General features: G+C 49.0%; 13 protein-coding genes and 2 pseudogenes. 8 read left to right on the top strand and 7 right to left on the bottom strand.

All coding sequences use genetic code 11. The features are described 5' to 3' along the window. The first annotated feature begins 2 nt into the window (after nt 1-2). The 4 genes from MUU47_RS12740 to catA are packed head-to-tail and all read left to right on the top strand — an operon-like array spanning nt 3 to nt 3,650. The gene (locus MUU47_RS12740; protein WP_374684752.1) at nt 3-1,283 is read left to right on the top strand and encodes an MFS transporter; all 1,281 of its coding nucleotides are present in this window, start codon (nt 3-5) and stop codon (nt 1,281-1,283) included. Next, nucleotides 1,267-2,379, top strand: coding sequence for a muconate cycloisomerase family protein (locus tag MUU47_RS12735; protein WP_258988549.1), 1,113 nt, complete (start codon nt 1,267-1,269; stop codon nt 2,377-2,379). Before MUU47_RS12740 ends, MUU47_RS12735 begins: the two co-directional genes overlap by 17 nt. 11 nt (nt 2,380-2,390) lie before the next feature. After that, nucleotides 2,391-2,678, top strand: a complete 288-nt coding sequence (catC, locus tag MUU47_RS12730) for a muconolactone Delta-isomerase (protein ID WP_258988547.1) — start codon at nt 2,391-2,393, stop codon at nt 2,676-2,678. Between the two features lie 45 nt (nt 2,679-2,723). Next, complete coding sequence (gene catA, locus MUU47_RS12725; protein ID WP_258988546.1) at nt 2,724-3,650, top strand: catechol 1,2-dioxygenase; 927 nt, start codon at nt 2,724-2,726, stop codon at nt 3,648-3,650. A gap of 42 nt (nt 3,651-3,692) precedes the next feature. On the opposite strand, the gene MUU47_RS12720 is transcribed toward catA, so the two are convergent. After that, a complete protein-coding gene (locus tag MUU47_RS12720; protein WP_258988545.1) occupies nt 3,693-5,981 on the bottom strand; it encodes an FdhF/YdeP family oxidoreductase in 2,289 nt (762 codons plus the stop codon). Between the two features lie 882 nt (nt 5,982-6,863). Between MUU47_RS12720 and MUU47_RS12715 the strand changes: the two genes are divergently transcribed. From MUU47_RS12715 to MUU47_RS12705, 3 genes are all read left to right on the top strand, one after another. After that, the gene (locus MUU47_RS12715) at nt 6,864-8,561 is read left to right on the top strand and encodes an aspartate-alanine antiporter-like transporter (protein ID WP_258988544.1); all 1,698 of its coding nucleotides are present in this window, start codon (nt 6,864-6,866) and stop codon (nt 8,559-8,561) included. 40 nt (nt 8,562-8,601) lie between these two features. Next, nucleotides 8,602-10,287: an aspartate-alanine antiporter gene (aspT, locus tag MUU47_RS12710; RefSeq protein ID WP_258988542.1), complete on the top strand. Its 1,686-nt coding sequence runs from the start codon at nt 8,602-8,604 to the stop codon at nt 10,285-10,287. A gap of 85 nt (nt 10,288-10,372) precedes the next feature. Beyond that, nucleotides 10,373-12,037, top strand: coding sequence for a bifunctional aspartate transaminase/aspartate 4-decarboxylase (locus MUU47_RS12705; protein WP_258988540.1), 1,665 nt, complete (start codon nt 10,373-10,375; stop codon nt 12,035-12,037). A 120-nt stretch (nt 12,038-12,157) separates the two neighbouring features. Here MUU47_RS12705 and MUU47_RS12700 read toward each other — a convergent pair whose 3' ends face one another. Further along, nucleotides 12,158-12,640 (bottom strand): glutathione peroxidase, encoded by a 483-nt coding sequence (locus tag MUU47_RS12700; RefSeq protein WP_258988538.1) that lies wholly within the window; start codon nt 12,638-12,640, stop codon nt 12,158-12,160. 484 nt (nt 12,641-13,124) lie between these two features. On the opposite strand from MUU47_RS12700, the pseudogene MUU47_RS12695 reads away from it, so the two are divergent. Beyond that, nucleotides 13,125-13,288, top strand: a pseudogene (locus tag MUU47_RS12695) (phage integrase central domain-containing protein); the annotation flags it as partial. Nucleotides 13,289-13,391: 103 nt separating this feature from the next. On the opposite strand, the gene MUU47_RS12690 reads toward MUU47_RS12695, so the two are convergent. The 5 genes and pseudogenes from MUU47_RS12690 to ychF all read right to left on the bottom strand — a co-directional run bounded on the left by MUU47_RS12690 (nt 13,392) and on the right by ychF (nt 23,398). After that, nucleotides 13,392-16,406, bottom strand: coding sequence for a DEAD/DEAH box helicase (locus MUU47_RS12690; protein ID WP_258988537.1), 3,015 nt, complete (start codon nt 16,404-16,406; stop codon nt 13,392-13,394). A gap of 55 nt (nt 16,407-16,461) precedes the next feature. Further along, a complete protein-coding gene (locus MUU47_RS12685) occupies nt 16,462-20,493 on the bottom strand; it encodes a helix-turn-helix domain-containing protein (RefSeq protein WP_258988536.1) in 4,032 nt (1,343 codons plus the stop codon). Nucleotides 20,494-20,736: 243 nt separating this feature from the next. Then, nucleotides 20,737-21,848 (bottom strand): IS3 family transposase gene (locus MUU47_RS12680; RefSeq protein ID WP_258988535.1). Its coding sequence is split into 2 segments (ribosomal slippage): nt 20,737-21,587 and nt 21,587-21,848, totalling 1,113 coding nucleotides; the frame shifts between segments, so codons are not numbered across the junction. Between the two features lie 77 nt (nt 21,849-21,925). Continuing rightward, nucleotides 21,926-22,087, bottom strand: a pseudogene (locus tag MUU47_RS12675) (Arm DNA-binding domain-containing protein); the annotation flags it as partial. 219 nt (nt 22,088-22,306) lie between these two features. Then, entirely contained in the window at nt 22,307-23,398 is a 1,092-nt protein-coding gene (gene ychF / locus MUU47_RS12670; RefSeq protein ID WP_258988534.1) for a redox-regulated ATPase YchF, read from the bottom strand. Nucleotides 23,399-23,500 lie beyond the last annotated feature (102 nt).

The following is a 23,500-nucleotide window of genomic DNA, read 5'->3' as shown; positions in this document are numbered from 1 at the left end:
AAATGCGTAAGCTGGTGCTGGCCTCGGTGTTGGGCAATGCACTTGAGTGGTATGACTTTTTCCTGTACGGCACGGCGGCGGCACTGGTGTTTGGCCCGCTGTTCTTCCCGGTAGGCGGAGACCCGTTGCAGGGCACGCTGCTGGCGTTTTCCGGCTTTGCGGTCGGCTTTCTGGCCCGTCCGCTGGGCGGTATCGCCTTTGGTCATATTGGCGACCGCTACAGCCGCAAGATGACGCTGATCATGACGTTAACGCTGATGGGGGCGACGACCTTCGTGATTGGCCTGCTGCCGGTCTATTCGCAGATTGGCATTTGGGCACCGATTTCGTTGATTACCCTGCGCTTCTTGCAGGGCGTGGCCTCGGGCGATGAGTGGGGCGGCGGGGTGCTGATGCTCAGCGAAAGCGCGCCCGCTTCACGCCGTGGTTTTTATACCGCCTGGAGTCAGATGGGCGTCTCCGGTGGCTTCGTGCTGTCGGCCTTCGCCTTTTATCTGGTGCAACAACTGCCGGAAGCTGACTTTATGCGCTGGGGCTGGCGTGTGCCGTTCCTGCTGAGCATCGTCATCTTTTTAGTTGGCGTGTATATCCGCAAAAACATCCGTGAAAGCAAAGCTTTTGCGCAGGCCAAACCGGAAGACAAACACGAAAAAATCCCGTTGATTACCTTGATGCGTGATCACCCGAAAGCGCTGTTGCAGGCGATTGCCCTGCGGCTGCCGGAAAACGGCGCGTCCTATATTTTCTTCACCTTTTCGGTGGTGTACGCCAAACACATCGGCATCGGCACCGGGGAAATCATCAGCGCCGTGACGCTGGCGATGCTGGTGGAGTTCTTCTCGATTTTGTTCTGGGGCGCCTTGTCGGACCGCATTGGGCTGAAACCGGTCTATTACATCGGCGTGATTGGCCTGTTGGTGATGGCGTTTCCGTTCTTCTGGCTGCTTTCCACCGGTAACTACGGCTGGGTGATGCTGGCAATGATGCTGGGTTTGCCGGTGTGTCACGGGGCGATGATCGGCACCCAGCCTTGCATCATGAGCGACCTTTTCCCGGTACGGGTGCGCTATTCCGGGCTGGCGCTGGGGCATGAAATGGGTTCGATATTTTCCGGCGGCCTGGGGCCGATGCTGGCGGTGGCGCTGCTGATGGAGTTTAACGCCTCCTGGCCGGTGTCGTTGCTGCTGGTGGCATACGCTTTACTGGCCTGGGTAGCGCTGCGTAGCCTGCCGTCGGGCCGACAAAACACGAACACAGGAGTGAATAATGAGCATCACCATTGAGTCCATCGCCTGCTGGCTGGTGGATATCCCGACCATTCGCCCGCACAAGCTGTCGATGACCACCATGGGCTGTCAGACCCTGACCATCGTACGCATGACCTGCGCACAGGGCGTTGGCTGGGGCGAAGCCACCACCATCGGCGGCTTAAGTTACGGCTCAGAAAGCCCGGAATCGATTAAATCAGCGATTGAAACCTATCTCTCGCCGTTGCTGTGCGGGCAAACGTTCAGCGGCGTGGCATCGCTCGCCGCGAAAATGAATGCCAGCGTGAAGGGCAACACCTTTGCGAAATCGGCTCTCGAAACCGCGTTTCTCGACGTGCAGGGAAAAATGCTCGGCCTGCCGGTCAGTGCGCTGCTCGGCGGGGCGCTAACCGAACGTTTGCCGGTGCTGTGGACGCTGGCGAGCGGCGATACCGACAAGGATATTGACGAGGGCAAACGCCTGCTGGCAGAAGGGCGGCACGACACCTTCAAACTGAAAATTGGCGCCCGCGATCTGAAGACCGATATCCGTCACGCGCTGGCGATTAAAACCGCCCTCGGCGATGAGGTCAGTATTCGGGTAGACGTCAATCAGGCGTGGGACGTGACCACCGCCATCAAAGGCATGACCGAATTGCAGGCGGGCGGCATCGACCTGGTCGAGCAGCCGATCCCGTTGTGGGATCAACGCGGCTTAATCACGCTCAGTCAGCGCTTTACCGTGCCGATTCTGGCCGATGAAGCGGTGGCGACGGCACATGACGGTTACGCGCTGGCCAGCGGCGGTTTCACCGGCGCCTATGCGCTGAAAATCGCCAAAGCGGGCGGGCCGGTGCAGGCGCTGAAACTGGCGCAGGTGGCACAGGCCGCGGGCATCGCGTTGTACGGCGGCACCCTGCTCGAAGGCACGCTCGGCACCGTGGCCTCTTTACACGCCTGGTCGACGGTAACCATGCAGTGGGGTACTGAGATGTTTGGCCCACTGCTGCTCAAAGACGACATCGTGGTGCGCCCGCTGGATTTCAGTCACGGCCAGGTCACGCTGCCGTCGGGCCCGGGGCTGGGCGTTGAAATCGACGCCGATAAACTTCGTCATTACGCCAGAACCTAAAGGACATTAGCATGCTTTTTAAAGTTGAAATGCAGGTCAATATTCCGTCGTCGTTACCGAAAGCGCAGGCGGATGACATTAAAGCCAAAGAGAAAGCCTATTCACAGCAACTGCAGCGCGACGGCAAGTGGCCGCACATCTGGCGCGTGGTGGGTCAGTACGCCAACGTCAGCATTTTTGACGTGGCGGACAACCAGGAACTGCACACCATTTTAACGGCGCTGCCGCTTTATCCGTACATGGAGATAACCGTGCAGCCGCTGTGTGAACATCCGTCGTCGATTCACAACCAGCAGTAATTAAACGATAAAAAAACAACCCTTACCCTACAAGAGGAAGTTGCAATGTCAGTTAATCCGGCAAAACAAACAGAACTGGAAACGTTACTCGCCATCAGCAGCGGCTTAAATTCAGCGCAGGGCAGCGAGCGGTTTAAAGCCATCATGCATCAGGTGCTCGGCGACCTGTGCCAGACCATCAAAAAGTTCGATATCACCGACGAGGAGTTCTGGCTGGCGGTGAACTATCTCAACGAATTGGGTGAACGCAAAGAGGCGGCGCTGCTGGCAGCGGGCCTGGGGCTGGAGCACTATCTGGATATGCGCGCCGATGAAAAAGAGGCCGCCGCCGGGAATGAAACCGGCACGCCGCGCACCATCGAAGGGCCGCTGTACGTGGCCAATGCGCCGCTGAGTAAGGGGTTTGCGCGCATGGATGACGGCCATGAAAAAGCCGAAGCCATGTGGCTGCACGGGCAGGTGACCGATATTAACGGCCAGCCGGTGGCGGGCGCGGTGGTGGATATCTGGCACGCGAATACGATGGGCGGCTATTCGTTCTTCGACCCGTCGCAAAGTGAATACAATTTACGCCGTCGCGTAGAAACCGGGGCTGATGGACGCTATGCGGTACGCAGCATTGTGCCGTGTGGCTATGGCTGCCCGCCGGATGGCCCGACGCAAAAACTGCTGAACGGATTAGGCCGTCACGGTAATCGTCCGGCGCACGTGCATTTCTTCGTTTCCGCACCGGGCTTTAAGCATCTGACCACCCAAATTAACCTCAACGGTGATGAATATTTGTGGGATGACTTTGCCTTTGCGACCCGCGAAGAGCTGATTGCTGACCCGGTAAAAATCACCGACCAAAGTCTGGCGCAGCAGCGCGATATTCCTGCTCCGCATACCGAAGTGAGTTTTGATTTCTCGCTGGTGGCGACCCATGAAAGCAGCGAAGAGGAAAGAGTGAAACGCGCGCGCGTGAAGGCATAAATAAAAAGCAGGGCAGTTTTCAGGCTGCCCTGCGACCCTGCGTTACAGGGCGCGGATCTCTTTTGAGCGCAGCGTCACCCGCACCGGCACCGATTTATACGACGGCGTGCCGCTGTCTTCATCACGATAACTGAGTGGGATCAGCACGTTGGCTTCCGGGTAATACGCCCCGACCGAGCCGGAGGCGATACTGTATGCCACCACGGTGATATCTTCCAGCCGCTGATGACTGTCGGGCAACGCGGTGGAAATATCCACCCGGTCGCCGTGCTCCAGCCCCAGCTGCGTCATGTCATCCTCGTTCATAAACAGCACATCACGACGTCCAAACACGCCGCGATAGCGGTCATCCAGCGCGTAAATGGTGGTGTTGTATTGATCGTGACTGCGCAGGGTAATCATCCGTAAGGTGTTGTCGCCTTCGCCTTTGGCGTTTTCATCCACGCCGTGGAATACCGAAAACATTGCTTTGCCAGTCGCCGTCGGCCACACGCGCTCCGTCGGCGGCAGCGGCATGCGGAAACCGCCCGGCACGCGAATGCGCGCGTTGTAATCGGTGAATCCAGGCACGGTTTGTTCAATCAAGGTACGGATCCGGTCGTAATCGGCGACTAACTCCGTCCATGCCACTTTGGTGTTTGGCAGCGTCGCTTTGGCCATGCCCGCGACGATCGCTGGTTCGGAAAGTAGCTGCGGGGATGCCGGTTTCAGCTTGCCGGAGGAGGCATGGACCATCGACATTGAATTTTCCACGGTAATCGACTGTCTGCCGGTCTGCTGCATATCCAGCTCGGTGCGGCCCAGGCACGGGAAAATAAACGTCTCTTTGGCGACAAGCAAATGCGTGCGGTTGAGCTTGGTGCCGATGTGGACGCTGAGGTAGAGCGTTTGCATTGCCGGGAAGGCCTGCTCGTGATCGGGCATCGCCACGGCAAAGTTGCCGCCGAGACAAATCATCGCTTTAGAAACGCCGTCAATCATCGCCTGCGTCGCCGCCACGGCATCGTGACCGTGTTTTGACGGCGGCACAAAACCGAACACCTCTTCAATTTTTGACAGGAACGCGGCGGTCGGTTTTTCAGTGATGCCGACCGTGCGGTTGCCTTGCACGTTAGAGTGCCCGCGCAACGGACAAATACCTGCGCCGGGCTTGCCGATATTGCCGCGCATCAGCAGTAAATCAGCAATTAGACGGACGTTGGCGGTGCCTTTATTGTGCTGGGTGACGCCCATGCCGTAGGTAATGATGGTGGCGTTAGATTTGGCGTAGGCGGTAGCGACGCTTTCCAGGTCGGCGCGCGTCAGCCCCGATTCCTGCTCGATGGATTCCCATGAAGTCGCGTTAATGTCCGCGGAAAACTCGGTAAATCCGTCGGTGTGCGCGGCAATAAATTCACCGTCCAGCACGTTACCGCGCGCGGCTTCAAAGGTGAGTAAATGTTTGGCGATGCCTTTTAACGCGGCCGCGTCGCCGCCTGCTTTAACCTGAAAATAGGTCGAAGCGATATCGGTTGAGCTGTAGGTTGCCATTTCGACCACGCTCTGCGGATCGGCAAAACGCTCCAGCGCGCGCTCGCGCAGCGGGTTAAAGACGATAATCGGCACGCCGCGACGGGCCAGTTCGTGCAGGGTACCCATCATGCGCGGGTGGTTGGTGCCCGGATTATGGCCGATGGACAGTACCAGCTCGGTTTTCTCAAAATCATCGAGCGAGACCGTGCCTTTGCCGATACCGATGGAGCGCGGTAAGCCGGTGCTGGTGGCTTCATGACACATATTGGAACAGTCGGGAAAATTATTGGTGCCCAGTTCGCGGGCGAACAGCTGGAATAACCAGGCCGCTTCGTTCGAGGCGCGACCGGAGGTGTAAAACTCGACTTCATCCGGGGCCAGCCCGCGCAGGATTTCGCCTATGCGCGCAAAAGCGGCTTCCCATTCCACCGGGCGCAGGGTGTCGCTGGCTTTGTCGTACACCAGAGGATGGGTTAAACGGCCATAGCCTTCCAGTTCGAAATCACTTTTCGCCAGCAGCGAGGTCACGGTATTGGCCGCCAGAAACTCCGGCGTGACACGTTTGTTGGTGGCTTCCCAGGTCACGGCTTTCGCGCCGTTCTCGCAAAACTGGAAGGTTGATTTGTGTTCTTTATCCGGCCATGCGCAGCCCGGGCAATCAAACCCATCCGGCTGGTTGGTACGCAGCAGCGTGGGGGGCGCGTCAAAGGTATCCATTTGCGTGCGCACGGCAATCGCCGTGGCTTTCAGCGCACCCCACCCGCCAGCAGGCCCGTCATAGTGTCTGATTCCGGGAACTGTGCGTCGTTTATTGTTCATATTGACTCCTGCAGGGTGGTTTGCTGGAACAATTCTACACTGCTGGCGTTAACGGTTTAACGACAAAAGAGGAACAAATTGTGAAGGAACGGGCGCATTGAAGACGACGCTCCCGGTGGTTATTTTCCACAAAGTGAAGATGTTACGTCGCCAGTACATTTCGTTCGAGAGTCGTTATGCCTCCTTATTATGAATTATATTCAACACTTTAAATAAACCTTGCAAAAGCAGGGTGTATTTAATTCTGTATTTTTGTGAGGATTATTGTTGTGCCGTTTCGTTCGTATTACATTCTATCCCCCTCATTTTTGGCAGGTTGTTTTTCGGTGGTTATCTATTTTTACCGAAACGACGCGATTGTTTTATTGCCTTTTTACAGTTTGTGATTTCATTCGAAATGATGAATATGGCCAGTTTATTATTGTGAATTTTTATTTTTGTATGCGAGATAATACTGCTGAGTCTAAAATATTCAGATTAATAATCAGCTTCGGCAGAGACTTGTCACGGCGAGTGAGCACTGCTAATTAATTAAAAAGGCATTATTGTTATCTATTTAGCCATAACCAACAGGCGGACCGCACGGATAAACCGACGATAACGCCGATTTAACAAAGATAATATATTGTCAATGTTGCGACCGCGTCGGTCGCCCCCTGTATTCCGCGCTTATCTGTTGCTGATTGAATCGTCTGCTATATTTTCGTAAACCGTCTTTCTTTCTGATGAAAAACTTTTCGTCGGGTTTCTGCTGGCATTTATCAATGGGGATGCTATGTCCCTGGGTTTATTGCGGGTTAATCAATAATTGATTATTGGGTATCACTGATGACCCGCCCTTATGCGCTGCGTTAGGTTCAATTTCATGACCGGGGATACAGAATGTTGGGTACGTTGATCACCGATGTCACACATGCATTGCAGACAACGCCAGGGCTGGCGATTTTTCTGGCTCTGACATTTGGCTATGGGATTGGTCAAATACGCCTTGGGCCAATTCAGCTCGGTGGCGTCTGCGGCACCCTCATCGCAGCCTTGTTGATTGGACAGCTGAATATCCCGGTAGAGTCGGGTATTAAGAATGTGTTTTTTATGTTGTTTATCTTCGCTTTGGGTTACAGCGGCGGCCCACAGTTCTTTGCCAATCTGAATGCCAGAGGCCTGCAGTTGGGCATTTTTTGCCTGATTGAAGTGGTGGCGGTGCTGGCTCTGGTGCTGGCCGCTACTGTCGTTATGCAGCTGGACCCCGGTACCGCGGCAGGGATGATGGCCGGGGCCGCGACCGAGTCAGCCGTGGTGGGTACCGCGACGGATGCGATTTCGCGTCTCGACCTGCCTGCCCACGAAATCATTCGATTGCAGGGTAATGTGGTGACGGCGTATTCCATTACCTATATCTGCGGCCTGATCACTATCGTGATTGTTACCAGCCAACTGTTTCCGCTCCTCCTGCGCATTAATTTGCGCAAAGAGGCCGATAAACTGTGGGTGAGCATGGGCGGACGCATTGAAACCGAAGGGGTTTCTGCTCTGCCTGCCGTCGTCGGGCGCGCTTACATTGTTGAAGGGGGAGCAGGGTATACCGTTTCCTCGATCCTGACAAAACTGGGACAGCAAAGCAGTATTATCCGCGTCCAACGTCATGGGCGGCAGGTGGCATTGTCGCCGGGGCTCAAGCTACGCCGTGGCGATGAAGTACTGGTGGTGGGCTATCGCGGGTCAATGATTGATATCTCGAAGATGCTTGGCAGGGAAATGCCCGATACCACGTCGCTGAGCGTTGCGCTTGATACTTACAAGGTTGTCCTCCTTGCACCCGCGATGTTTAACCAGCCGCTTCAGACCCTGACGTTACCTCCAGGGGTGCATGTCGCCTCCATTCAGCGGGGCGATGCCACTTTGCCCGCGCTGCCCGGCACGCTGATGCAGAAACACGATATCTTGCAGGTTTACGATGCAAGTACCGGTGGTGGTCGTAAGTCAGCCCCGCAGCTGGGTGTGATTGGTAAGCTGTTGCCGGACAAGCTGGCCAGTAATCTCGGCATTGCCGGGGTGGCGATTGCATTGGGTACTATTCTGGGCAGTTTTACCCTTAAAATTGGCGGCATTCCTTTCTCCGCCGGTACCGGTGGTGGCGTGCTGGTAGTCGGCTTGATTCTCGGTTGGTATCACGCCCGACGCGCCGACTTACATACGGTCAATTCAGATGCGCTGTCGCTGCTTAAAGATCTCGGCCTGGCCGGGTTCATTGCCGGTGTCGGCCTGTCGTCTGGACCACAGGCGCTGGCGCTGATTGAACAATACGGCTTCACCTTGCCTGTCCTTGGGGTCGCTATTGCGGTCATTCCCGCCTCGATCTCCCTGATGGTCGGTCATTTCTGGCTAAAACTCAGCCCACCCGTTTTATTAGGCGCTATCGCCGGGCAACAGTGCAGTACACCGGCACTGAGTGCGATTCAGAATGCGTGTGGAAACTCTACACCCCTGCTGGGTTATACCATCACTTATGCAATTTCGAACGTCGTGCTGCCATTGATGGGGCCGTTGATTGTCGGGCTGGCGAGTTCGCTCCAGCCTTAATGGTGTCAGGACTATTTTTCTATGTAACTGAGGTTAACCCATGAACTGGTTGCACGATTTGTTTCAAAAGTCTCCCGAGATAGCACTGTTCTTCTCGATCGCTGCCGGGTATTACATCGGCAAGATTAAATTTGGGAAGTTTCAGTTAGGTGGGGTAGCAGGCTCGTTACTGGTGGCCGTGTTAGTGAGCCAGGTCGGGGTTCAAATTGATCCCGAAGTGAAATCCGTGATGTTTGCCCTGTTTATTTATGCCGTAGGGTATGAGAGCGGACCCGATTTCTTCCGTTCACTGGGTAAACAATCCATTAAAGAGATCGTTCTCGCCGTTGTTCTTGCTGTCACCGGCCTGCTCACTGTGGTGGTTTTAGCCCGTTGGTTTGATCTGGATAAAGGTCTGGCCGCCGGGGTTGCTGCGGGAGCTCTGACCCAGTCAGCGATCATTGGTACGGCGGGTGACGCAATTACCAAATTGGGCCTCGGGGCCGATGAGGTTCAGCGCCTGCAAGGGAATGTGGCGATTGGCTACGCCGTGACCTACGTGTTCGGATCATTCGGCGCCATTCTGGTGTGTGTGAACCTTCTGCCTAAATTTATGGGCCGAAGCATTAAAGAAGATGCTCTGAAGGCCGAGAACGAAATTCAGGCCGGGGCAAATGTCTTTGGGCCGGGCCAGGAAGCGGCCGCACCTGATTTAGTGGGCAGGATTTTCAAGTTACCTGCCAGCACCGCGACTTCCGTCCAGGCGCTCGAAAACAACACCGAGGTGCCTATCACCATTGAGCGTGTTAAGCGCGATAAACAGATCCTCGAGCCGAGCCCGGATATGCAGCTACTGCCCGGTGATATCGTGCTGGTGGTGGGGCGTCGTAACGCGGTGGTCTCCGTTGCCGATAAATTAGGCAAGGAGATGCATGACGAAGAAGGCATGGAATTGACCATGCAGCGCCGGGATGTGGTCATCACCAACAAGACGCTCGACAAACGTGCGTTTGGCGAAATCCGTGCGGAAGTGGCGCACGATGTGCGTCACGGCGTGTATGTCTCGCAAATTTCGCGTCAGGGAAAAATCCTGCCTCTGGAGCCGGAAACCCAACTGTTATTGGGCGATATGGTCACCGTGTTTGGCGCTGAAAATGACGTGAAACGCGTGGTAGACCTGGTCGGCCATGCCATTGTGCCGAGTGCCAAGACAGACTTCGTTTATATGGGGGCAGGTCTGGTGGTCGGTCTATTGGTCGGTATGCTCACCGCAAAAATCGGTTCTATTCCACTGACCCTCGGCAGTGGCGGCGGCGCATTGCTGTCTGGCTTGTTGTTCGGCTGGTTCCGTTCTCGTCGTCAGTCGTTCGGCTATATGCCTTCTGGTGCCGTACAAATCCTGAAAGATCTGGGCCTGGCTGCGTTTGTGGTCGTAGTGGGGATTTCTTCCGGCCTGCAAGCGGTACAAACCGTCGAGAGTCAGGGTCTGAAACTTCTCATTATCGGTGTCGTGGTGACTATCCTGCCGTTAATTCTCACCATGTTGTTTGGCCGCTATGTCCTTCGCTACAACAACACCGCCATTTTTGCCGGGGCGCTGAGCGGGACGCGCAGTGCTAACCCTGCCTTCGGTGAAATTCTGGATAAAGCTGAAAACTCAGTCCCAACCGTTCCTTTTGCCATCACTTACGCCCTCGCCAACGTCTTTTTGACATTGTTGGGGCCGCTGGTGATCGCATTGGTTTAAAGACGTCTCCTCATACAAGGTCGCCAGCCCCTAGCACCGCGGGCTGGCAATTTAATCTGTTAATGATTCAGTAAGGAGTAGTGACATGGATTTTAGCGATTCGGAAAAACTCGCGCTATTAAGCCCTTTTGAACTGAAAGATGCACTGATGCAGCGTGCCGTTCAAAGCAATCAGTTGATGTTAAATGCAGGCCGTGGGAACCCGAACTTCCTCGCAACGACACCACGCCATGGCTTCTTCCAGTTTGGCCTGTTTGCGATGACCGAAGCCGAACGTTCTTACCGTTACATGGAACATGTTGGCGGATTCCCTCAGCGCGAAGGGATCGAGGCACGCTTCGAACTGTTCGCCAAACAGCATGAAACGGTTCCTGGAGTGCGTTTTATTGAGTCCGCCGTGTCGTATATCCGCGACCAGATGGGGCTGAATGCGGGCGATTTCATCTACGAGATGTGTGAAGCGATCCTGGGCTGTAACTACCCGGTGCCGGACCGCATGCTGACGATGAGCGAGGAGATTGTCGGCAAGTACATCCACAAAGAAATGATTGGTAATTATCCTTTCGTTGGCAAATTCGATATGTATGCGCTGGAAGGCGGTACCGCGGCGATGACCTATCTGTTCGCCAGCCTGAAATCGAACCATGTCATCAATGAGGGCGATACGATTGCGCTCGGCATGCCGATCTTCACGCCTTATATTGAGATCCCTGAGCTGAGTGACTACAACCTCAAAACTATCCATATCGACGCGCCGCAGTCGAACAACTGGCAGTACACGCACGAAGAGCTGGATAAGCTGCTGGATCCAAAGGTTAAAGCCTTCTTCCTGGTCAACCCTAGCAACCCGCCATCGGTTAAAATTGACGACGATACGCTGCGTTATATCGCCGAAATCGTAAAAAAACGTCCAGACCTGATCATCCTGACGGACGATGTTTACGCCACGTTTGCCGATAACTTCGTTTCGCTGTTTGCTATTTGCCCTTACAACACTATCCTGGTGTACTCCTTCTCCAAATACTTCGGTGCAACGGGCTGGCGTATGGGGATTGTGGCGACCCACGAAAACAACATCATTGATGCGGCGATCGCGGCGTTGCCAGAGGCCAAACAGAAGCAGCTGGATAAACGCTATTCTTCCATCACCACCACGCCACGTAGCCTGAAGTTTATTGACCGTCTGGTTGCGGATAGCCGTACCGTAGCGCTGAACCACACCGCAGGGCTCTCAACGCCAATCCAGGCGCAGATGACGCTGTTCTCTCTGTTCTGTCTGATGGATGAGCCGGATGCTTACAAAGACGAAATGAAACGTATCGTACTGCGCCGTAAAGAAGCGCTGTACCGCGAGCTGGGTCTGCCAATGCCGTATGACGCCAACTCAGTACGTTATTACCACTTGCTGGATCTGCAAGACCTGACCGAAGAAATGTACGGGAAAGATTTTACCAAGTGGATGATAAGCCAGATGAAACCGAATCAGGCCTTGTTCCGTCTTGCCGAAGAGACGGGTGTTATCCTGCTGCCAGGTAAAGGGTTCGGCACCACCGACCCATCATGGCGCGTTTCGCTGGCAAACCTGAATGAATATGACTATGCCAATATCGGTAAAGCGATACGCAAACTGTCAGAAGAGTATTATCAATTGTTCGTTCAGGCGACCGGGGCCAAGGTAGCGACGCCTGCGGCCAAAGCCGTCAAAACGATTGAAAATGCCACCGTAAAAGCGAAAGGCAAAAAGAAGTAATCGAGTAGGGTAGTTCTGATGGAATAACAGGCAGTGTCCTTTGGGGCACTGCCTTTTTTATGTTCATCGCGGTAAAGCGTTAACCCATAGTCACCGCTGCTGAGTGAACGGTCCGAATGCTCATTTTTTAAGTGCAGCGACGATGACGCTTTCCATTTTCTCTGGGGTGGTAAACGGTGCAAAACGCTTGAGCGGTTTGCCGTCGCGCCCGATCAGGAACTTAGTGAAGTTCCACTTTATCCGCCTACACAGTACGCCCGGTAATTCGTCTTTCAGGTAGCCAAACACCGGGTGTGTTGCAGAGCCGTTGACTTCTACCTTCTCGAACATCGGAAAGCTTACACCGTAGTTGATGTGACAGGTTTGCGCGATTTCGTCGGCGCCGCCGGGTTCCTGCTTACCGAACTGGTTGCAGGGGAAGCCAAGCACTACCAGACCCTGGGCGGCGTACTTCTTGTAGAGCGCTTCAAGGCCTGCATATTGCGGCGTAAAGCCACAATGGCTGGCGGTATTAACCACCAGAACAAGCTTTCCAGCATAGTCAGCCATAGAGACAGGCTGTCCTCGCAGGCTGGTGGCTGTCAGTTGATGAAAGGTGGTCATGTCGGGATCCTCAAAGAAGAATCAGTTTTTCGGCTATAGTGCCATTCAGCGCTTTACACGACGGTGGTGCTCAACCTTACATCTACCCTCTCTAAAACGCCCATAAAAATCCACGCCGAAGCGTGGATTTTCTCGAGTTACGACCAAAGCAAAGCTTAGACATTGAACCATGACTTTTATTGTATTTTATTGATATTTAATGTTTTAATTTCTACTGTTCTTTCATTATACTCATGCTTGTACTCATTTTGGAATTGGCTCGCTTTCGAAATGGACAGTTCGTATGTTCGGCTCCATAATCGGCACCATTTCAAACTTTTGCCAAGTCTACCGAAACCAACTCAAAGCCCGTATACGGCTAGTTTCTAGCCCGTACCTTATCTTTTGGTATCAACTGGAATCAAATCACAGTTGGGGGCATAAGTGGGGGGCAATCTGTGTTCGGTCCAGGGATATGCCCTAATGAAGTGTAAGTATCCCGGTAAGCCGTGGTGCGACAGAGAAACCAAGAAGGTTCGCCATTGCTCCGGTGAAGTCTTTCATTACGCCATAGTTACCAGTCGTACGGAATACAATCCCGCAGCGGATCTAACCAGCGTGATGTCAGGACATGAATCAAAACATTATCCCTTCCTTATTGTTGTGGAGTCAGAGAGTAAATGGCATTTATTAGTCATTAAAAAAATAATCAGTTGAATTGGTTATCCATGACTTCCCCGACACACTTAAATGTGTCGGGGAAGTGAGTTTGTTATGATGTGAATATTTTTATATCTACACCCATCTCATCAGCACTACTTAACCAATCTTCGATTAGTTGAAAAGCTTGTATTGTTTCAGATTGCTGGTCAGTATCTTTTGACATCTCTTCAATGAAATGTTTTTTCGAAAAAGAGTTGCCCATTACTATCCATATTTCTTTATTGCACAGTGGTGATTTTCTTCTATTAGATATTAACTCCCAGGTTTTTTCCTTAAGTTTATTTTCTTTATTAGGGATCTTTCCAATTTCGTTAAAGGCTAATCTAAAACGAGACTCAAGTTTATGTTTGGCTTTATGGGATGGCCATGCTTTATCCCAAATAGAGTAGTTTCCTGGGGTATTAGCATCTGAGTGTGAAATCAGATAGGTTAAGTTTTTAATTGCTTGACTTCCGACCTCTGCTATCGCTCCTGCTGAGGATTTTGGAGAACTGAATGATTTCCCACATTTTACATGAATGAAACATAATTTATCCGGTGATGATACTATAAAATCACATGGTTCTGTATCCATGTCAGTGCAAAGAACGAGATCGCAATTTGGAATATAAGGATGAAAGGGGCCCAATTGTGGAAGAGTAGCATTGCTATTTGAGTGGTTTTTTAATTGATCAATTAAATAAAATATAGAATTCTTATCAAAGCTTGTGCTTGTAGTATTAATATACATATCTTTTTCATCATACTTTCCTTTTTCTTTAAGACCCTTTGAAAGCAGGGCTGGAATGCTTATGAGTGAACGTCCCGCCCAACTTTCCTCAGCAGTAATACCTTTTTCAAAAGGAAGTGAAAATTTATAAAATTTCGACGCACTGTATGTTGTTCCGTCTAAGAAAAGAATTCTAAAATAGTCATTATTTAAATAAGAAATTATTTTATTGAAATCATCATAATTGTTAGTAGTTGTCAAAAGGTAACTATGTTTATCTTCTTCATACTGAATTTGTATTTTAAATGATTTTGAACCAAAAAATAACTCCGCACCTTCACTTTCTGAATATTGAAGGTAATAATAGTCCGGTAGGAAATTCTTTTCGGAAATTAATTCGGTATCGAAATCTGATAAATCTAGAATAATTGAAACTATATCGGAATTGGGTTTTTCATTGATGGGTTGTGAGAATGACTTTATTAATCGGCCATTATTAGTTGCTTCTTTTGCTGTTCCTAAATCAATTTTCTCAATCCATTCAGATAGTTCTTCTATACTAAAATTCCTTTCCATTTGGTCAGAGACACGACCAGACCTAGCCCCTATATAGAAACTACTGTCATTTTTCCCTTGTTCATCCTTATTAACTACTTTCAATGTTGTTAGTGCGTACATGGCATTGCGCTGAGTGCTATTTATATTTTCTAGGTTTTTACCTTTTAAGGACATCGCTTCCGGTCTATTTTTTGCAGTACCTATAGCCCTTGAGTGAGCTTCTTTTATTTCACGGACTTTAGTGGCTGCAGCTAATGCTGTTAATCTATTAATATTTATAGGGTTTGCAAGATTTAAGTCGATTCTATTTGCATACTTGGCACCAGCGCTGTCAAAGATAGCTATGCTATTAGATAACTCTTTAATTATTATTATTTCTAGCTTTGGTTCAAAAAATAATTTATCAGAAAGATACCTGGAGCTATTGAATGATATGTATAGATACATGAATACATTATGGTCATTTTTTATTTCTTTAACAAGTGAACCTTGTGTATGCAGTTCCCAATATATTTTATCCAAAAGAAGGGGGGTTGAGTAATTAGGCCCTTTTTCTATAAAGCAAACGGATGCCAATGGTATTGAAACATCATTGGCATTTATGGATTGCAAGTCCAATCGTTCTCTGAAACGACTAGAGAAGTAGCTGTATTCAGGGAAGTTATCAAGAAATCCTTTTATTAGGTTAGTTGTGCTTAGCGATTTTATAAATCCTTTTGAACCGCTAGGTGTGGATATGTAGTCATCAAATACGCGGTAACTTTGCCACATTCTTTCATTGGATGAACTAGCTAGATCTATTATCATCGGTTCTATTGAATTATAATTCCTAACAACTCTCCCAATAGTTTGAACCAATTCTCTACCACTTCCAACTTGATAGGTTAAAACTAGTAATTTTGCTTCAGGCAAATCTACACCTTCATCAAGTTTATGTTGATGAATTAGAACTCTTATGTTGTCAGATTTTAATGCGGAATTTACTGATTTAAATTTACCGCTAACTTCATCATTTCTAAATGTCTCATGTATACTTACTGTTTTGAATTTTTTAAAAATTGATTCGTGGTATCGAGATATATCATAGGCATCTTTACATTTTATTATGCATTTTATATTTTCATTTTTTTCTAGAAAAACCTGTACTTCTTGAAGCATTTTTTCCATTGAATTCACTTGAATGAAATTTGGCTCAGTAATTATTTTATCAGAAATAGCCTGTTTAAATGTAAAGATAAAATAATCATCTAAGTCAACGTTTAATTCGAAAAGATCATTCCTATATGGTGTTGCCGTTATTACAACTTTTATTGCATCTGATTGTCGTACGATTTCTCGCCATACAGGAGATGGTTCAGAATGACCTTCATCAATAATAATAAGATCAAAGAAACTTTGTGTCTCATCTAGATCTTCTGGTGATAACATTGATAGTTTTTGAAATGTTGATATATATATACCTTCTTCATTTAAATTATTAATGTTTTTAAATGTATTCTTTAATTTTATATCTGGATCGTTTAACGTCACTCTAAAAAATCTACTTGATACTTCTCTATAGAGCTGTTCCTTAACTGCTCTCCTATGACAGATAATTAAAATATTTCGCTCTTTACTTAGATGTGATATTAAACTTATGACACCTGTTTTACCCGCTCCCGTTGGCAAGTTAATTAAGCATGCCTTATCACGAATATTTCTTTTCTTGAATTTAAAAAATTTCCCCACAGCTTCTTCTTGACACTTCCTTATTTTGCCTGTAGAGACTTTTAAGTATTTTAATAAATTTCTTTGCATGTAATCTCCTTTGCATATTTAAAAAACTCAATAAATACAATTATGATAAGAGGGTTTATAACCAATCACCTTGGTCCGCACTGTGATCTTCTCTAATTGCATCTTGTTGATAGCTTATAGCAATGCGGTCTAAGCAAGCTGCGGTTCGAGGCCATTCAAATCTAAGATCATCAGCATCTTGTTTATAGCGTTCTACTAATATTCGTTCTTGCCCCCCACCATCATGTGGCATGCGTACAGTTACGCCACGGCGGTTGTAAACACCAACTTCAAAACCACTCTCCATTGCTCGACTTCTAGCAAACTCAAGAACTTCGCGAATTGCTTCTGGTGGCCACGTTTCATTTTTTTTTCTTTTTGCGGCAGAGAGAATCATGCCAATCGTGTCATCACCTATTTCACCACGACCTGCAGACTTCAGTAATTGACGAGCTTGCTTGACCCACGACATCAATACATAAGAGTCAATAGTCCCGTTCTCATCGGTCCCGGGTACAATTGCCCAATCATGCAAAACTTGATATGCCTGGCTTGCTAGATCACGGGCCTGCTTAGGATTTGCTGGTTCAGATTCAACTACACCACTATCTTCTTCAGGTAGATAGAGTAATTTCATTAGTGAGGTAAAAAATACAGGGTCTTTAGCAAGAGCCTGATGTAAGTTTCTGGCTGGATGTCGTGAATGCCGTAAAACTTGAAAATAAATCCATTCGAGCCTCACAAGTTCTTCTTTTGAAGTATTTACATCACTCTCCAGGTAATCTAGGAGAATACCAATATAATAGCTCGACATCGTATTATCATTATTTGGAGAGTCTTTAGTGCTTGCAGCGGTATGCATTACTCTAATAATAACTGAGCCTTCTGGTTCTATTTTTATATTATTGGCAAGCCACGCAAGAGCATCGTGACTTCGGTGTGCCAGAAGTAAATGGTCAATGACATACTCAAGCTCTAAATCTGCAGAAAGCCTAAATGTAGGGATCGTCTGCCAATATATTGTAATAATATTAACTGGTCTCGATTCTATTTTCAGCCAAAGCGAAATTACAGGTGGTAATACTTGGGCAATGCGTACTTCCGCTAACTCCCCCCAATTATCAGTTATAGCTTGTTCCCATATTTCTTGAACCCAAGTTTCGCTTTCTGAGCCTTTCGTGGCTTTGAGTCCATAAAGAATTCCCAAACCAATATTTGCTATATCTGAATCACCAGACATTAGAGCTTTTTTCATTAGAAAATGTTTATGCCCACACTTTGTTGAGGATCGCGCTAAAGCAAGACCAAAATCGTAGTGCAGCGTAATTGTTGAAGAGAAATGAAATATTTGTTCAAATTCAAGTTCTGCAAGTAAGAACTCTACTGCTTCCAATTGTCTCTCTTCGAGCCTATTTCGTTGTGTTTGCCAATCATAATTTTCGCCTAACTCATTGGCCCCTGCACAAAATAGCCAGCGAAAACGCTCCTCGACATTTTCTGGTGTTAGTGAAAGAAATATAGCATCCAACGGTGCTAATTCTTCTTCAGACAGAGCCCATGGAGCATCTTTGAAGCCACGGTTTCTCTGTAAAAAATGCCGTAACTCATTCCACAACCTTTCTTTTTCATCAGAAGATGTGAGGTTAAGGGAGTAATCAGCTAATTGCTTGGCTGCTGAAAATTTCCAGTTTGAATCAAAATTCCCCCAAAGGTGGAAAAGTTCAAACCACCGTTCGCACCTCCCATTTATATGCATTAATAATCTTTCACCGATTTCACATGCTGCTGTTGCAACAGAGGACCAGGTAATCGACTCCGGCTCATTAGGAGTGAAATCACGCCAATTTGGCATAGAAGAAGGTTCTGAAGTATCGTGTGAACGAGGTGCTAATGCGAGCAATAACTTCCAACCAGCAATTGGATGCAGCGATATGATCCGATCAATGACCTTAATACGTTGTGATGAATTAGCATAAGTTTGTGGTGACCAACTAACAAAAATCCGCCTTAAAGAAACTGCTGGACGGTTTCCCCATCGACCTCCGGGATCAACATCATCTAACCAAGCCAGTAAAAGTGCAGATTGCATTAGATAACGCGGGCTACGCGCTAACATCTCTAATGCCCATAACAAATTTGAAAGATACTCTGTGGGTTGCATTATCCCTTCATCACTTCGGAATAATGACAAAATCTGAGGTGAATCGCCTTCCAACCCAGCTTCTACAGCGTCTAGAAAAACCGTTGGGGCTGCTTCTGCAAGATTATGGAAATCCTGAGACAAAGACCACCAAAGTGGCTCAGTTGCATTATTAAGCAACTTATACACCGCACTATTCACATGAGAAGATACATCCGTAATCAGCGTTGCTACCTCTGGGAAAACAGCCAAGGCAATCATCGATTCTGTTATGCCACGTCTGATGCTACCTGATGGTTTCCCTACGCTATTATCTTCATAGAAGGTATCGGCATTAGGTTGAGTCTCAAAATGGGGATCAATGGCGCTCACCACCGAATGGAATGTATTCTCAAAGCGCTTTAGTTGGTGGGAAGTTAGCTGATTACCTACTTGAGTCCAAAGATCTCGTAATGAAACTACTTTCCAAAGATTACCAGAGCGAATTAATGGACCACCAAAAGTGGATGCTAACGGTGCCAAGATTTCTTCTACCTGCTCATAAGAGCAACCAGCTAAATCACTAATAATTTTTTGATCTTGAGATGAGGTTTCATCCCAGCTCCCCGCGAACATTGCGGCAATAAGCTCAGATGAAACATGTTCAGCCCATTGTGGTTTATAGTTTGGGGCTATGGGCATTAAGCGCCTTAATACCGTAATACTGCGGCCTGATGCGTGGGCATAACGATGAGCATCCTCCTCATTTAATCCAGCATGAGTTAATGCTATTTTTAGCTCAAATCTCCATGGGCGGGGGAGGCGTATTGAATGACCGGATAGATGAGACACATCTGAGCCATAGATAGCGTAGACATGGTGACCATTATTAACAAGAGATTGTGCAATCCCCGGTTCTGAAATAGTGAGAACAATGATTAATGGCGTGCCTAAACCAGCTAATTGTCGGGCTGTTGTTGCGTTGTCAACTACGACACATTTGCTCCAATAGAACAGCTTATGCTCTTCAGGCAGAGGACTTATAGATGCATAAAGAAAAGCTAGTGCTTCATCGGGAGCTTCGGTTTGCACCGAGAGTTGTTGCGGTGAATCTCTTAACCACCTAAGGACTTTTGTTTGTTCTTCATCACGTCCGGCCAAGATAACATCGGGAGTGAGAGGTGTTCTCGTTGCGTGAATCCACTCGCTCCATGACTCTTCAATATTACGTAATCCCTGTGGCCGATGACCTATTTTTACTGACAACCACTGAGCGACCGCAGGATAAATTTCTAACCAATGGACAAGATCATCAGCATCAATGGCACAGACATTCAGCCAAATATTGAGAGCTTTTTTCTCCTCTACCCACTTATTTTTACCAGGAAAGCGTTGTGGAGTAACGAATACATACGTTGTTTTATCTGGACTATACCCGAGTGGATTCCCAGATCTTTTATTAAAATCTTCTTCTGCCTTAGCGCGGATAGAGGTACGTTGAGCACCAATTTCCCAAACAGAATCACCCTCAGGAACGAAGCCCAAACCCAAACTCGTTTTACACTCACCATCCCAACCAGGATATTGCACACTCTCATCTGATGGGAAATGAACTTTTGCGGCAGGACCTACTGTTGCAAAAATTAAACGTCGTAATAATTCAGGAATACCACTCTGACCATCTCTCCGTTCACCCCACTGTGAAAGGTGAGTTGCATTAATCCAGCGCATCAAAGAACCAGGTTTTACATTTTCAGGTGGCTGCAGCATACCCCTTTCAACTACCCCACCAGCTATAAACTGCAAACCTTCAGCTTCTAAGGCATCACGGATAGCTTGGGCATTATTTGCTACTGGAGTACGAAAGCCACGCTCAAAATCCGCAAGTGTAGATGTTGCCACATTTGCTTTGGAGGCCAGTTCTTGTTGAGACCAAGCGAGAAGAGCTCTTGCAGCTTTAACTTGCTCTGGTAAAAGGAGCTCATTCATTACAAAACCTCATATTTTTAATATGACATCACAATATCTGTCTAAAAGATGAGCGTCAATGCACAATCGGGGGGATGTAGGCCAGACCTGTTACAACTTGGATTTGGGGCCATCTAAACATGACGAAGACCGCGTGGGTGGACTCCAACTATAGGGCAGGATCGTCTACCGGGGCGGGGTCAGTCCAACTCTAGGGCTGATTTGCCTACAAGCTCATGGGCACTCCATGTAAGCACACCCATTTTAGTTCCACGCACTTTTTGAGATTTCCGGGTTTTCAGCCATCAGCCGGTATTCTTCCGGCGTCAGATTATTCAGGGATTCATGAGGTCGCTCGCTGTTATATTCGGCCAGACAGCGCTCCGTGATTTCCCGTGCTTCATTCAGTGTCCTGAACAAATAAAAATCCAGGATTTCTGTCCGGTACGTCCGGTTAAAGCGCTCGATAAACACATTCTGTGTCGGCTTACCTGGCTTGATGAATTCCTGCATTACCCCATGTTCTTCGGCCCATTGCGCCAGTGCCAGTGAGACCAGTTCTGGCCCGTTATCCATACGCATCTTCCGCGGATAGCCGCGGTTTGCCACTATCCTGTCCAGCCCCCGCACGACGCGTTGCGCCGGGATATTCAGGTCAATTTCTATCGCCAGTGCTTCGCGGTTAAAGTCATCCACCACATTGAAGGTTCTGAAGCGTCTGCCACAGACCAGCGCATCATGCATAAAATCGATGGACCAGCTCTGGTTTAGCGCTTCCGGCGTGGCCAGTGGCGCGGGGTTGCGTACCGGCAGACGCTGCTTTCCCCTGCGACGAAAATTCAGTTTCAGCAGACAGTAAATCCGGTGCACGCGTTTGTGGTTCCAGGAGTTGCCTTGCCTGCGCAGTAGCTGGAACAGCTTCTTAAAACCGTATCGTGGATAGCGCGCCGCCAGCTCAGTCAACGCGTGGATCACCGGTTCATCACGCCGGGTATCGGGCTGGTAAAAGTACACCGTCCTGCTCAGCGATAACGTCCTGCATGCCTGGCGAGTGCTCATCATAAATTGCGAGGTCAGATAACCGACGAGTTCCCGCTTTATCGCTGGTTTTAAAGCTTTTTTTCAATGACATCTTTCAGCGCCCGGCATTCCAGACTGAGATCGGCAAACATCTGTTTGAGTCGGTGGTTTTCGTCCTCAAGATCTTTCATCTTTTTGATATCAGAGGCTTCCATACCGCCGTACTTTGCTTTCCAGTTGTAATCCGAGGCCTCCGATATTCCCGCTTCGCGGCAGACATCTTTGACGGTGCGTCCGGCTTCAACAGACTTCAGAACGGTGATGATCTGGTGCTCGGTGAATCGGGCTTTGCGCATGACGATCTCCTCAGGGGACATAAACAGTATGTCGGAAGATCTCTAAAAGTGAATGGGCCGGTTAAGCGGGATGCTTACAGTTTGACCGTCGGATATTCACCCAACGCAAACATGCTGGATTTACCGTTGAGTTTAAACCGATAGCGCCATGCCTTTTTGCCATTGGGTTTCACTTCGAGGTAGAGACCATTGAAATCATTGAGCCGATAGAGTTTTTCTTTCGGCTTGGCAGTGCGTATCGGTGAGCATAACGGGGCCTTATTTATTATACCGTCATTGTACTCACTTAAAATGAAGATGGAAGAATGTTGTACTCATCCATGTACTCATTTTTGACAGCGTTGTTACGAGATGAATTGAGACATTGTGAAACAAAAAATCCACGCAAGTGCATGGATTTTATATGTTTTTATATTGCTTTGAGATTCACTGGAACCTCATAAGACAACACATTTCATTTAGACGTTGAACAGGAAGTTCATTACGTCGCCATCTTTAACGATGTAGTCTTTGCCTTCTGCGCGCATTTTACCGGCTTCTTTGGCACCTTGCTCACCCTTGTAGGTGATGAAGTCTTCAAAGGCGATAGTCTGTGCGCGGATGAAGCCTTTTTCAAAATCGGTGTGGATTTTACCCGCAGCCTGTGGGGCGGTAGCGCCGACAGGGATGGTCCACGCGCGGACTTCTTTCACGCCAGCGGTGAAGTAGGTCTGCAGGTCAAGCAGTTCGTAACCGGCGCGGATAACGCGGTTCAGACCCGGTTCTTCGATGCCCAGCTCAGCCATGAATTCGTCACGGTCAGCGTCGTCCAGTTCGGCGATGTCGGATTCTACTGCTGCGCACACAGCAACCACCACAGAACCTTCGGTATCGGCGATTTTACGCACCTGGTCGAGGTAAGGATTGTTTTCGAAACCGTCTTCGTTGACGTTCGCGATGTACATGGTTGGCTTCAGGGTCAGGAAGCTCAGGTATTTGATGGCGGCTTTATCTTCTTCAGTCAGATCCAGCGCGCGCAGCATACCGGCGTTTTCCAGCTGCGGCAGGCATTTTTCCAGTGCGGCCAGTTCAGCTTTCGCGTCTTTGTCGCCGCCTTTCGCGCGTTTCTGTACGCGGTGGATAGCACGTTCGCAGGTATCGAGGTCCGACAACGCCAACTCGGTATTGATAACGTCAATATCATCAGCCGGATCGACTTTGTTATTCACGTGGATGATGTTGTCGTTTTCAAAGCAACGCACCACGTGGCCGATAGCTTCGGTTTCACGGATGTTGGTCAGGAACTGGTTTCCCAGGCCTTCGCCTTTGGACGCGCCTTTCACCAGACCGGCGATGTCGACGAATTCCATGGTGGTCGGCAGAATACGCTGTGGCTTGACGATTTCAGCCAGCGCATCCAGACGCGGATCGGGCATCGGCACGACACCGGTGTTCGGCTCTATGGTACAGAACGGGAAGTTGGCCGCTTCGATACCGGCTTTGGTGAGCGCGTTGAACAGGGTGGATTTGCCGACGTTAGGCAGGCCGACGATACCGCATTTAAATCCCATGATGTAAATCACCTTAATCTTTGATAATCAACCTGTTACGTTGAACAGATTGCAGAAAAGTAAACAACTTCGCCTATTATACACGGCGCGGGGCAAAATTGC

This window comes from Scandinavium hiltneri (assembly GCF_024764835.1).
GTDB lineage: Bacteria > Pseudomonadota > Gammaproteobacteria > Enterobacterales > Enterobacteriaceae > Scandinavium > Scandinavium hiltneri.
This window is presented reverse-complemented; position numbering and strand designations above follow the sequence as displayed.